Raw genomic sequence first — 11,981 nt, 5'->3', positions numbered from 1 at the left:
ATGATTATCTTTGCGGCCCCTCCAGATTGGGTTTCCTAGTTCACTGAAGATATGATCATCGTCCAAATCAAAGAAAACGAGTCGGTTGACCGTGCGCTGAAGCGCTTCAAAAAGAAATTTGAGCGCACCGGCGTTCTGAAAGAGCTGCGTCGCCGCACCTTCTTCCAGAAGCCCTCGATTACGAGCCGCAAGCAGAAGCAGAAGGCTATCTACAAGCTGGCTACGTACGGCCCCGACGCTACCAACGCGTAAGCTACCGCTGCGCTGTTGCCAGGACGAAAAAACCGGCTGATTTGCCCTTTATGCGCGAATCAGCCGGTTTTTTCGCGTCCATACAATTCTATTTTTTTCTTCCGTTGAATTCCATACATTGGGTATCCGGCCCCAGCGGCCGGAACCCTTGTGTATGGAATTGTTTTTTGACTACCTACGGTTTGAGCGGCGATACAGCCCCCACACCGTACTTTCTTACCAGACGGATTTACGCCAGTTTTCAGATTTTTTGAAAGCCACTTTTGAAGTAACTGATGTGGCCCAGGCGGATCATACCTTGATTCGCTCGTGGGTGGTGGAGTTGATGCAGCAGCACCGCGACCCGCGCACCGTGAACCGGAAAATTGCCTGCCTGCGCTCTTATTATAAGTTTCTGTTGCGCACCGGTGGTATCCAGAAGAATCCCATGCTGCGCATCACGTCACCGAAGGTGGCCAAGAAGCTGCCGGACTTCGTACCCGAAGATTCGTTGAACGGCCTGCTGAATTCATTTGAGTTTCCGGACACTTTTGCCGGCCTGCGTGACCAGCTGATTCTGGAACTGCTGTACGGCACGGGTATTCGCCTATCGGAATTACTTGGTATTAAGCACGTTGATCTGAGTCTGCCGGGACGGGCCGTGCGCGTTACGGGCAAAGGCAACAAGCAGCGGATAGTGCCGCTCAACCCCACGCTGCTTACGGTATTGGAGCGTTATATAGCATTTCAGCAACGCGAATTTAGTACTGTGAGCAACGCCCACGGCGTACTCCTCGTTACGGATAAGGGAGAGCCGCTCTATGAAAAGTTCGTGTATCGGACAGTAAAGCACTATTTGAGTCAGATAACTACTGCTCCGGGGCAGCAACATCCTCACGTATTGCGCCACTCCTTCGCCACGCACCTGCTGGGCAAAGGGGCCGATCTGAATGCCATCAAAGAGCTGCTCGGGCACGCCAACCTGGCGGCCACGCAGGTGTATACCCACCTTAGTATTGACAAGCTAAAATCAGTGTTTGAAAAGGCCCATCCGAAGGCCTGATTTTTGTTCCCTTTCTTCCCATTTAACCCCACGACCGATGAAAGTACAGATGCAATCGGTGCACTTCGACGCCGACCAGAAACTGCTCGACTTCATCCAGAAGCGCCTCGACAAACTCGAAACCTTCTATGACCGCGTGACAGAAGGCGAAGTGATTATGCGCCTCAACAACAAGGATGGTATTGCCAATAAAACCGTGGAAATTAAAGTGCACGTGCCCGGCAGTACGCTATTTGCGCAGGAAGATGCTGCATCCTTTGAAGCCGCTACAGACGCCGCCGCCGAAAGCCTGAAACGCCAGATAACCAAACACAAGGAAAAACTGGTTGCTCATTAATTTTATGCTGTTAGCTCGTAGCTGACAGCCATTCTCTTACCACTAAAAAGCCCCGTCTGAAAGCTTCAGACGGGGCTTTTTAGTAGTGTAGTCAGCTCTGCTTACAGGAAGCTAACAACTCTATAAACCTACAGGCCGAACTCGGCTTTGATTTTATCCACGTAGTCGAGCTTCTCCCAGGTGAAGGTTTCCACCGTGCGGGTATTGCCTTTACCATCCTGAACCTGCTTGGTACCGGGCTGACGACCCATGTGGCCATACGCCGCCGACTCGGCAAAGATGGGGTTCTGCAGGCCCAGACGCTGCACAATAGCGTAAGGGCGCAGGTCGAACAGGCGCTGCACCTTTTCGGCAATCTGACCATCGGTGAGCTTGTGGCCCTGGCCATTGGTAGCATTGGTGGTGCCGTAAGTAGTTACGAACACCCCTACCGGCTCGGCCACGCCAATGGCATAGGCTACCTGCACCAGTGCTTGGTCGGCTACGCCGGCGGCTACCAGGTTTTTGGCAATATGACGAGCAGCATAGGCAGCGGAGCGGTCTACCTTGGATGAGTCTTTGCCGGAGAAAGCGCCACCACCGTGCGCCCCTTTACCGCCGTAGGTATCCACGATGATTTTACGGCCGGTAAGGCCGGAGTCGCCGTGGGGGCCACCGATGACGAACTTGCCGGTGGGGTTGATGTGGTGCTTGATGTCGGCGGTGAACAGCTTCTGCACCTCGGGGCCGAGTTGGGCCTTCACACGCGGAATCAGGATGTTGATGATGTCCTCCTTGATGCGAGCCAACATCGTCTCCTCGCTGGCATCAAAATCATCGTGCTGGGTGCTTACCACAATGGTTTCAATAGCCTCGGGCGTATTGTCGTCGGCGTAGCGGATGGTTACCTGGCTTTTGGCATCGGGACGCAGGTACGTCATTTCCTGACCGGCTTTGCGGATGGCCGACAACTCGCGCAGCAGACGGTGCGAAAGGTCGAGGGCCAGAGGCATATAGTTGTCGGTTTCCTTGGTGGCGTACCCGAACATCATGCCCTGGTCGCCTGCACCCTGCTCCTCAGCCGTAGCGCGCTCCACACCCTGGTTAATGTCGGCCGACTGCTCGTGCAGGCGGTTCATCACTTCGCAGGTATCAGCGTTGAACAGGTATTCGGGCTTGTTATAGCCAATCTGGCGGATAACTTCCCGGATGATGGGTTCGGCCTCTACGTGGGCAGTTGATTTGATTTCGCCGGCTACCAGGGCAAAATCGGTAGTAACCAGCGTTTCGCAGGCCACCTTGGCAGTAGGGTCCTGCCGCAAATACTCATCGAGGATAGCGTCAGAAATCTGGTCGGCTACTTTATCGGGGTGGCCTTCCGAAACGGATTCGGAGGTGAACAGGTAGGGCATCAGCTTGTGAGGTAGAAGTACGCAAGGGGCCGGCAGCCCCTGCCCTGCAACAGGCAACCAGCCAGGCAGGGCCGCAAAGCTACAAGTTTTCCGGCGGTTACTTACTTGTCGGCGGCGTCTTCTGCATACAGGTATTTGTCGTTCCATTCAACCCGCGGCGCGGCTACGCGTTTAGGGCAACAGACTCCCGTTTCTACGTTTTTCACTCCTGGTATGAAGAAATCCGTTGCTCTAGCCTATTGCGTTTCACTCTTATCTGCGTTTTCAGTGAAGGCCCAACAGGCACCTTCGCCTTATCAAACTCGTTTTGCGGTTGATGCGCCGGTTTCTGCCGGCCTGGGCGCGCTCAGCATTACAGGCCTCTTGCTGGTGCAGAAAAAGGATGGGTTGACGGATGCGCAGCTAGCGGCGCTCAATAAGAACGATATTCCCAAGTTCGACCGGTTTTCGGCGGGGTATTACAGCGACAAGGCTCAAACGGCCGGCGACTTGATTGTATATCCTTCGTTGGTTATTGCGCCGGCCCTGCTGGCCCTGGATGCTGATGTGCGCGGACGCTACGGACAGGTGCTGGGATTATATCTGCAAACGATGCTGGCCGCCGATGCCACTTTCACCATGAGCGTGGGAAATATTACCCGGTACCGGCCGTTCCTGTACGGCACGCAGGGCGGCGGCGACCGGAACAGTAAGATTTCTACTAACTCATTTTTCGCCGGACACACTGCCCATACCGCCGCGGCTTCGTTTTTTGCCGCCAAGGTGTACCACGACTTCCACCCCGACTCAAAGCTGAAACCGTTGGTGTGGACGGCGGCGGCACTGGTACCGGCTGCGGAGGGCTACACGCGCATCAAAGCCGGGAAGCACTTTCTTTCCGACAATATCGTGGGCTACGCAGTGGGTGCCACGGCGGGTATTCTGGTGCCGCAGCTGCACAAGAAAAAAGGCCGCACGCTGAGTATTGCCCCTCTGCAAGGCATCAATGTAAATGGCTACTCATACAGCGGCCTGTCGTTCACCAAGCAACTGTAGCACACACCTTTCTGGTCAAGCCTTTACGGCGTTGATTGCGCCGAAACGAGTGTGCAACTCCTGGCAGACGCGCGGCGGCACCCGCAGGTATTCCACTACATCGGTAGTTTTCTCGGATGTCTTGCCTTTGTTATCCAACTCGATAGTCACATTTTCCAGGGATAAATAGCAGCACTCCGGGTCAGATGGTACCTGGTAGAAATGCAGCCGGCTGAAGGGTGCCGTTGCGGAGGCATCCTCCTGAGGGAGGAGCTGCAGGTGGTTCCAGTCGGCAGCTTCAAGGGCTGCTTTAGTGGCGGCTGCATCGGTGAAGGAAGCTGCGGGCTGGGGCAACGTCGTTTTTTCGGCCCACTCCTGCGTCAGCTCCGAGAAGGGCGTGGCCGCCTGGGTGTTGGGCAGCATGGCCGCCAGCACGTTGATGATCAGAAACTCGGCCAGCCACACCAGGTATAGAAAAAAGCCGCTGACGGTTACGCCAAAAATGCTCCAGGTACCATCGGCAGCCAGGCGCGGCAGGATGCTCAGCACATCTACCGGGTCAGAAAGAAAATGTAAAAAGGCTTCCGGCTGAAAAGTGGTGTGCGTAAACGACATGCGGCTGCCTACCTGCTCGGTTTCACCGGCCCCGGCCAGCAGCGTCAAATACACGCACCATTGCACGTACCACGTCCAGAGGCCCACCGCAAACCCTAGCCACCCTGCCAGAGCGGGGTTACGGAGCTTTCCGGCGCGTGCCAACCGTTTCAATACCCAGCCAATACTCAGGCCCAGGCCCAGCGTCACGAGAAAGTTGACGTAGAGCAGTGGAATGTACCAGATGGCGTACACGTACATAAAAGCCAGCGGAAATGCGGCCAATGCACCGGCCAGTATCATTGCCAGCACGCCGCCTACTGTAAAGCGGCCGGAAGGTTGATAATAAGCAGTCATAAGGAAGGGATTGAGGGAGGAATATAGTGCGCTAAACCTATCCTTTTTCAGCGAAATCCCGCCAGCCTGATGTTATACCGGTCATCGGAGCAGTACCTATGAAAAGGGGCCGTACGACACTACCTGCATAACATGCCACGCGCAGGCCATCAGCAGCAGCACCCATACAGGCCAACGAGAGGCCCGCGTGCCCGGCATCACCACTACTACCACCAGCAACAGAATGGGTACCAGCATCCAAGTGAGGCGTTCCTTATAATAGCCCAGTCCGGCCAGGAAAATCAGCAGCAACAACACCACACCAAGCAGCAGCAGCATGGGCTCCGGCAGCTTTTTTTGCTTTCTGATTGCCCAGTCAACGGAAATTAGTGCTGCTACTACAAATACTTCAATGGCCGGCAGTGTCTGCAGAAACTTGCTGATGTTGGTGCTCAACAACTGTAAAAACTCGGGGAAAGGCTGCTGCCAGATGGCCTGCAGCCACACTACCTGTCCATACGCGGCGGCCTCGTGGTTATAGTATGACACGCCCTGCAGCTTCAGAATACCTATCCAGATAAGCGTAGGCGCGGCAAACATCAACCCAACCACAATAGCCCGTCCTACTACTACCGGCCAAGGATGGCGGCGTTGCTGACAGAGCCCGTACAGCAGCACCGGCAGCACCAATACAAAGCTGCCGTACACTAACGATAATAAGCCTCCCAGTACTGCCAGCCCTGGCAACCATGCCCGCCACTGGGCTGAGCCGCGCAGCTGCAGCACCAGATACACCAGCACCAACGGTACCAGAAACGTGAACATCTGCTGGTGTACCGTCCAAAAAAAGGCTTTGGTTACTTGGTTGGACACCAAAAAAACCAGCAATGCCCACAACACACCAAGACTGCCTAGCCCATTGGTTACCCGATAGTACAAGTGCCGAAATAGCAGCAGTGCCGCCAGCAGCACGGCGTAGTTCAGCAGAACATACCCCAGGTAAAACCCCAGCAGCGGCTGGTACTTGGCCGGCAGTTTCTGCATGACCCGCGCTGGCAGCAGACCACTGGCCTGCAGGCCCTGCACTACCCAGGTACACGGATACCCCACGGCCGTGCCCAGCAGAACAAACAATGGCCGCGACTGGCGCACCTCGCAGGGCTCCAGTAAATGAGCAGGGTGACGAGCATCCTCCATGTACACAAACCCGTCGCAGTTGGCCGTGAAGCCCGCCCACGGCGCGAGGTGTAGGTAGGTGCCGCAGTATTCCGCTTCGGTGCGCGGGGCGGGCGAAAACCAGAAGGACAGTGTGAGGCTCAGTATGAAAGCCGTGTACGCCGCTACCCGGCGAAACCACGCACCCCGAATGCCTGCACCAGCCGGGGCGCTAGTGGCCGCCACTGCTGCCGGAAGTCCCATTCGCACCCGCTGCATTCTGCCGCAGATTGGTTTCGAACAGCTTCAGAATACGCTTGTATTCGTCGGTCCAGGAGGAAGCTTCCACAAAGCCGTGGTCTTCCACCGGATACACGGCCAGCTCCCAGTTTTCCTTTTTCAGCTCAATCAGCCGCTGCGACAGGCGCACAATATCCTGGAAATGCACATTGGTATCCACCATGCCGTGGCACATCAGGAGGGCCCCTTTCAGGCCGCCGGCGTAGTTGATGGGCGATGAGCGGGCGTAGGCAATGGAGTCGTTGTAGGGCTCGTTGAGGATGTTGTCGGTGTAGCCGTGGTTGTAGTGGGCCCAGTCGGTAACGGAGCGTAGGGCAGCACCGGCCCGGAATACCTCGGGCTGGGTGAACATGCCCATGAGCGTGATAAAGCCGCCGTAGCTGCCCCCGTAAATACCAATGCGCTGCGGACTTACGCCATATTTCTCCGCCAGCAGCCGGGCCCCATCTACCTGGTCGGTGAGGTCTTTGCCACCCATGTAGCGGTAGATTCCCGTGCGCACGTCGCGGCCGTAGCCGCTGGAGCCGCGATAGTCAATGTCCAGCACCGTGTAGCCCCGGTCGGCCAGCAGGTTATGGAACATGTACTCGCGGAAGTACTGGCTCCACCACTTATGCGCATTCTGGAGGTAGCCGGCCCCATGCACAAAAATGACGGCCGGGCCTTGCGGCTGCGTAATGGCGGGGCGGTAGAGCCGGGCGTATACATCGGCTCCGTCGCGGGCTTTGTAGCTGATTACCTCGGGGGCGCGCCAGGGGTAGCTTTCAAACTCCGGCGTGGTGCTGTGCGTGAGGCGACGCATCTGTGCGCCGGGCTTATTTTCCATCACATACAGCTCCCAGGGCTGGTTGCTGGTGCTGTAGCGCAGGGCCAGGGTTTTCTCGTCGGGGGAGAGGCTCACCTCATAGCCCCCTGGTTTGGTGGTGATTTGGGTAAGCGGGCCGCCTTCCAACGGCATAGAATAGAAATGCTGCTCGCCGGGGTGAGTTTTGTTAGCCGTGAGGTACCAGGTTTTCCGGTTGCGGCTGAGCTGGGCTTTCTGCACCTCAAACCGGCCGCTGGTTAACGCCTTTTTCTGGCCCGAATTCACGTCCACCGTGTACAGATGGGAGTAGCCGGTTTCCTCACTTTGAAACCAGATGCGGCGCGAATCGGGCAGCCAGCCCACGTTGCCCTCATCGTAACCGATGCCGGGGCCGTTAATCCAGGCATCATCGTGCTGGCGGTCCAGGAGCTTGATGTGCTGCGTAGCGGGGTCCAGGGCCACAATCCACCGGTCTTTGTTATCAGTGCTCCGGATGACAAGGAAGGCCTGCTGGCCGTTGTCGGACCAGAACGGGCCGTAGGGCACCACGCGGCGCTGCTCGGTGGCAGGTGTTGACTTTTTCGCGGCAGCCTTGCTGGTGTCGGTCGGTACGGGGGCTTTGGCTTTCAGCTGATATTCCTTGCGGTAGGCCGGCTGCTCATCCAGGCCCTTCAACTCCTTATAGCCCAGCACAAACGTTGTGTCGCGGCCTACGTCGTACAGCCCCAGTTGGTAGGCCGTTTGGGCAGCGCCTACCTTGGTGCGGGTACTGATGTCCTCGGTGAAGCCGGAAGCCGTGACGAAGTTGGGCACTATAGCCACCTTTTCACTGGAGGGCTCCTGCGTGAGGGTGTAGGTTACGTAGCGGCCATCGGGCGAGAGGCGCAGGTTACGCACCGTCTGCTGGCCCAGGTATATGGCTTTGGGCCGCAGCCGGGCCAGGGCTTTCTGCTGACGCTGCCGGGCCCGGGCGTCCTGCTCTTTGCCGCGCAATACGTCAAACAGAGCCAGTTGCTGAGCTTTCAGGAACTTCTCTTCCTTATCAATAGGCTCGTTGGAAGCCGGCCGGGGGCCGCGCCGGAAGTCGGTGCGCTGCACGGTTTCGCCGGTAGCGGGGTCCCAGGTAAACAGGTTGCCGCCCCGGGTGTAGCTGATGGCCCGTTCCTGCAGGGCAAACTGGGGCTCCGTCTCGCGCTCAGCTGTATTGGTTACGCGGCGGATGCGCTGGGTTTTGAGGTCGAGCAGATAGATGTCGCCGTCCTTTTCATACACTTTGCGGGTGTAGCGCTGGTCGTACTCGCCGCTGGTGGCGGGCAGGCTCATCTGCTCCCGCAGACTGACTTTACGCGGGGTCCCGCCCTGGGGCGCGAGGCGGTAGAGCGAGTCGCGGCGGGCTTTTTCGGGGTTCCAGCTGAAGTAAATGGTTTTGCCGTCCTCGGCCCACTGCACATTGCCGGGTGAAGTACCCAGCCACTGCGCCGGCTCGCGCATTATTTTCTCAACGGTAAGCGGACTGAGTTTCTGGGCGTAGGTGGGCAGCGCCAGCAGCAGGCCGGCGGATAAGAGTAGGTGTACAGATTTGAGCATACAGGCAGGGTGGTTGCAGTACCGCAACTTACGACGCTGTAGCTGATGCATAATACTGGATGAGAGTAGAATTTACCTCTACACTCCTTACTATTCTCTTATGATGCTATTACCTTATTTTCGGATTCTTTTGTTGAAGAAATTCACAAGGCAATAAACGGCGAGAGTGGCCGCAAAGGGCGCAACACCAACGAGCAGGTTAAATACATCAGCAGATTCTCGGAAGGGCACATTAATAAACATGGCCCATACCAATAATACGGTTAAAATATAGGCCAAACTCATCCAGGCTTTTGTAGCATACGCCAATCGGCTGAGCAGAAGAATTGCTGTAAATAAGACAACCGAGCCGAATTGAATAACGAACGGTACAAGTACGTCCTCGCCGTGTGCAAACGCCAAAGCAGGCGTTAGTAGAAAACCTAATAACAGGCAGGCTTTCCTCTGATACGGCATAAGGAACGATTAAAGTGTTTGGATTGCACCCTGAACAGCTTCTGAACTACACACCGCCCTTCTCCCACGCCTTCAGTTCGGCCTGCAGGTTGCGGCGAGCCTGAGCATCCAGTTGCTCCCGGAACGTGACGGTGTGGTAGAGCAGAGGCGTATGGAGCAGCTTTTCGAGCACCTGGCGGCGGCCCCGGCGGTACAGGAAATCAGGGATGAGGCGGTACTCCTGCCGCACCTGCCGGGCATACTGCCAGTAGTCGGCCTCGGGGGCACCCAGTATCTGCAGGTCGGCATCCAGGAAGAAGTGCAGGTCCGGGTCGGCGGGCTGGGGTTGAGTATGGTCTTTGGTCCGCTCAATGAGGAAAGCCACGCGCTGGCGGCGCTCCGCCGAAAGCGTGGTATGCTGCAGAAACTCCAGTGCCAGAGCCGCGCTGCGGGTTTCGTTGTCGTCGCGGCGGGTGTGGTACACGGCATCATGAAACCAGATGGCCAGCTCCACCACCTCCCGGTCGTGCACCAGCGCGGGGTAGCGGTCCACGGTTTCCAGCAGCGCCCGAATGTGCGGCAGAGCGTGGTAGTGCCGGTCGGAGTTGCCGTAGGCCGCCGCCAGTTGCTGATAGGTAGCCGCGCGCAGGGTATCTTCGGCCAGGATGGGCGTGGTGAGGTGCTGCCAACGGGCCGCCAATGTGGTATGCATCGTGTGGATTCAGAATAGAAATATGAGGCCCGGCTAATTGGCCGTAGGTATGCCGTACGGATTAGCCCGCCGCACTTCCAGGTACCGCTCCGGCGCGGCCAGCTCTTGAAACCCAAACTGCCGGTACAGACCATGCGCATCCAGGGTAGCCAGCAGGTGCCGCCGCTGGTTCTGCAGGTCCGGATGGCTCCATACCGTCTGCATCAGCTGCTTACTGAGCCCCTGACCCCGGAACTCGGGCAGGATGAATACGTCGCAGAGCCAGGCAAACGTGGCCCGGTCGGTAACCACGCGGGCGAAGCCGGCCTGCCGGCCATCGGGGGCATATACTCCGAAATTGAGGGAGTTAGCAATGGCCCGCTGCACCGTTTCGAGCGGAATACCACAGGCCCAGTACGAGTCCTCGGTCAGGTACCGATGAATTACTGCCACATCGAGGCGGGCCGGGTCGGTGCTGATGGTGAACATAGCCGGATACTGGGTTGGGTGAGCAGCAAGAACGAAAAGCCGCTGCAAACCGCCCAGTTTCTAATCCAAAAATCTTCCCCTTACGTTATTCCTATACTCCACCACCATTTTAACTACCTGACTATGAAATACCTTCACACACTACTACTGGGCGCCGTTGCGTATTGCAGCCCATTACTGATGCAGGCCCAGACGGCGCCGGTACTCACCACGTTTCCGGTAGGCAGCACTACGGTTTCTGTTTCGGCCCTGGCCACGGGCCTCACAGTGCCCTGGGAGCTGGTGTGGGGCCCCGATAATTTCATCTGGATGACGGAGCGCGGCGGCCGCATCAGCCGGGTAAATCCGGCTACCGGGCAGGTTACGCCGCTGGTCACGCTGGCAGATGTGGTAACATCATCGGAGGGTGGCCTGCTGGGCATGGCCCTGCACCCGGATCTGCTCACCACCTCGCCCTACGTGTATGTGGTGTACAACTACAACGACGCGGGTGGCCAGTACCGCGAAAAGCTAGTGCGCCTGACCTACGCCAACGGTGCGCTAAGTAGCCCGCTGGTGCTGCTCGGCGACATTAGCGCAGTGAGCACGCACAGCGGCTCCCGCCTGCTTATCCTCCCCGACCGTACTTTGCTCATGACCACCGGGGATGCCCAGAACCGGCCCTCCGCGCAGGACCGGGCCTCGCTCAACGGGAAAATTCTGCGGCTGAATCTGGATGGTACCATTCCGGCCGATAACCCGGTGGCCGGCAACGCCAGCTATACCTATGGGCACCGCAACCCCCAGGGCCTGGTACGGGCCGGCAACGGCAAAATCTACAGCTCGGAGCACGGTGAGAATGCCGAGGATGAGGTCAACATCATCGAACCGAACCGCAACTACGGCTGGCCCACGGTGGAAGGCCTCTGTAACCTGGCCAGTGAGCAAAGCTTCTGCGCGGCCAACAATGTGCGGGAGCCCATCTTCACCTGGGCCCCCACGGTAGGCTGCTCCGGCATTACCTACTACGACCACCCGGCCATTCCGGGCTGGCGCAATAGCCTGCTGGCCCTGTCCCTGAAAGGCAGCAAGCTCACCCAAATTCCGCTGGATGCCACGGGCAGCACGGCCGGTACAGGTGCCTTCACACTCACCAGCTTCGGGCGACTGCGCTCCATCTGTATTTCGCCGCAGGGCAAAGTGTACGTGGGCACCAGCAACCGGGACGGCCGCGCCACGCCCGGTGCCAACGACGACCAGATACTGGTGCTGGAAAACAAGCTGTTTACCAGTACTGTGAAAGCCAACACCAATCAGCTCAGCCTCTGGCCCAACCCGGCCCGCACTTCGCTCACCCTACAGCTGGCCTCCCCTGCCCCACACATCACCCGCGCCGATATCCAGGATGCCGTGGGCCGGGTGGTACGCACCACGCAGTTCAGCGCGGGCCAGCGGACGGTGCAGGTACCGTTACAAGGGCTGACACCAGGGCTGTACTCCATCCGCAGCAACAACGTGGTGCAGCGTTTCGTGGTGGAATAAGCTGCCGAGGCTAGTGACAAACAAAAAGGGCG

12 protein-coding genes are annotated in these 11,981 nt (G+C 57.8%); 5 read left to right on the top strand and 7 right to left on the bottom strand.

Annotation, left to right across the window (positions count from 1 at the left end; genetic code table 11):
* Positions 1 to 51: 51 nt before the first annotated feature.
* The 3 genes from rpsU to hpf all read left to right on the top strand — a co-directional run bounded on the left by rpsU (position 52) and on the right by hpf (position 1,631).
* The gene (rpsU, locus tag EI291_RS02005; protein WP_125417590.1) at positions 52 to 252 is read left to right on the top strand and encodes a 30S ribosomal protein S21; all 201 of its coding nucleotides are present in this window, start codon (positions 52 to 54) and stop codon (positions 250 to 252) included.
* 154 nt (positions 253 to 406) lie between these two features.
* A complete protein-coding gene (locus EI291_RS02000) occupies positions 407 to 1,294 on the top strand; it encodes a tyrosine-type recombinase/integrase (RefSeq protein ID WP_125417589.1) in 888 nt (295 codons plus the stop codon).
* A 37-nt stretch (positions 1,295 to 1,331) separates the two neighbouring features.
* Positions 1,332 to 1,631: a ribosome hibernation-promoting factor, HPF/YfiA family gene (gene hpf, locus EI291_RS01995; protein WP_125417588.1), complete on the top strand. Its 300-nt coding sequence runs from the start codon at positions 1,332 to 1,334 to the stop codon at positions 1,629 to 1,631.
* A 128-nt stretch (positions 1,632 to 1,759) separates the two neighbouring features.
* Here hpf and metK read toward each other — a convergent pair whose 3' ends face one another.
* Positions 1,760 to 3,022, bottom strand: a complete 1,263-nt coding sequence (gene metK, locus EI291_RS01990; RefSeq protein WP_125417587.1) for a methionine adenosyltransferase — start codon at positions 3,020 to 3,022, stop codon at positions 1,760 to 1,762.
* 267 nt (positions 3,023 to 3,289) lie between these two features.
* On the opposite strand from metK, the gene EI291_RS01985 reads away from it, so the two are divergent.
* Positions 3,290 to 4,057: a phosphatase PAP2 family protein gene (locus EI291_RS01985; RefSeq protein ID WP_240635336.1), complete on the top strand. Its 768-nt coding sequence runs from the start codon at positions 3,290 to 3,292 to the stop codon at positions 4,055 to 4,057.
* A 15-nt stretch (positions 4,058 to 4,072) separates the two neighbouring features.
* Here EI291_RS01985 and EI291_RS01980 read toward each other — a convergent pair whose 3' ends face one another.
* From EI291_RS01980 to EI291_RS01955, 6 genes are all read right to left on the bottom strand, one after another.
* Complete coding sequence (locus tag EI291_RS01980) at positions 4,073 to 4,987, bottom strand: hypothetical protein (protein WP_125417585.1); 915 nt, start codon at positions 4,985 to 4,987, stop codon at positions 4,073 to 4,075.
* A 96-nt stretch (positions 4,988 to 5,083) separates the two neighbouring features.
* On the bottom strand, positions 5,084 to 6,367 hold the full coding sequence (locus EI291_RS01975; protein ID WP_170172462.1) for a hypothetical protein: 1,284 nt from the start codon (positions 6,365 to 6,367) through the stop codon (positions 5,084 to 5,086).
* On the bottom strand, positions 6,354 to 8,813 hold the full coding sequence (locus tag EI291_RS01970; protein ID WP_125417583.1) for a S9 family peptidase: 2,460 nt from the start codon (positions 8,811 to 8,813) through the stop codon (positions 6,354 to 6,356). Before EI291_RS01970 ends, EI291_RS01975 begins: the two co-directional genes overlap by 14 nt.
* 114 nt (positions 8,814 to 8,927) lie before the next feature.
* On the bottom strand, positions 8,928 to 9,215 hold the full coding sequence (locus EI291_RS01965; RefSeq protein ID WP_170172461.1) for a hypothetical protein: 288 nt from the start codon (positions 9,213 to 9,215) through the stop codon (positions 8,928 to 8,930).
* A gap of 100 nt (positions 9,216 to 9,315) precedes the next feature.
* Positions 9,316 to 9,960 (bottom strand): HD domain-containing protein, encoded by a 645-nt coding sequence (locus EI291_RS01960; protein ID WP_125417581.1) that lies wholly within the window; start codon positions 9,958 to 9,960, stop codon positions 9,316 to 9,318.
* A 33-nt stretch (positions 9,961 to 9,993) separates the two neighbouring features.
* Positions 9,994 to 10,428, bottom strand: a complete 435-nt coding sequence (locus tag EI291_RS01955; protein WP_125417580.1) for a GNAT family N-acetyltransferase — start codon at positions 10,426 to 10,428, stop codon at positions 9,994 to 9,996.
* A gap of 123 nt (positions 10,429 to 10,551) precedes the next feature.
* Between EI291_RS01955 and EI291_RS01950 the strand changes: the two genes are divergently transcribed.
* Entirely contained in the window at positions 10,552 to 11,949 is a 1,398-nt protein-coding gene (locus tag EI291_RS01950; RefSeq protein ID WP_170172460.1) for a PQQ-dependent sugar dehydrogenase, read from the top strand.
* The last annotated feature ends 32 nt before the right edge of the window (positions 11,950 to 11,981 follow it).

It is taken from the genome of Hymenobacter rigui, from assembly GCF_003944715.1.
Classification (GTDB): domain Bacteria; phylum Bacteroidota; class Bacteroidia; order Cytophagales; family Hymenobacteraceae; genus Hymenobacter; species Hymenobacter rigui.
The sequence above is the reverse complement of the archived record's forward strand: the minus strand, read 5'-3'. Positions and strand labels throughout refer to the sequence as shown.

Bases quoted from the DNA above. Each gene is read 5' to 3' on its own strand.
- hpf (WP_125417588.1), top strand. From the start codon at position 1,332: ATGAAAGTACAGATGCAATCGGTGCACTTCGACGCCGACCAGAAACTG.
- EI291_RS02000 (WP_125417589.1), top strand. From the start codon at position 407: ATGGAATTGTTTTTTGACTACCTACGGTTTGAGCGGCGATACAGCCCC.
- EI291_RS01980 (WP_125417585.1), bottom strand. From the start codon at position 4,987: ATGACTGCTTATTATCAACCTTCCGGCCGCTTTACAGTAGGCGGCGTG.
- EI291_RS01960 (WP_125417581.1), bottom strand. From the start codon at position 9,960: ATGCATACCACATTGGCGGCCCGTTGGCAGCACCTCACCACGCCCATC.
- EI291_RS01970 (WP_125417583.1), bottom strand. From the start codon at position 8,813: ATGCTCAAATCTGTACACCTACTCTTATCCGCCGGCCTGCTGCTGGCG.
- metK (WP_125417587.1), bottom strand. From the start codon at position 3,022: ATGCCCTACCTGTTCACCTCCGAATCCGTTTCGGAAGGCCACCCCGAT.
- EI291_RS01950 (WP_170172460.1), top strand. From the start codon at position 10,552: ATGAAATACCTTCACACACTACTACTGGGCGCCGTTGCGTATTGCAGC.
- EI291_RS01955 (WP_125417580.1), bottom strand. From the start codon at position 10,428: ATGTTCACCATCAGCACCGACCCGGCCCGCCTCGATGTGGCAGTAATT.
- rpsU (WP_125417590.1), top strand. From the start codon at position 52: ATGATCATCGTCCAAATCAAAGAAAACGAGTCGGTTGACCGTGCGCTG.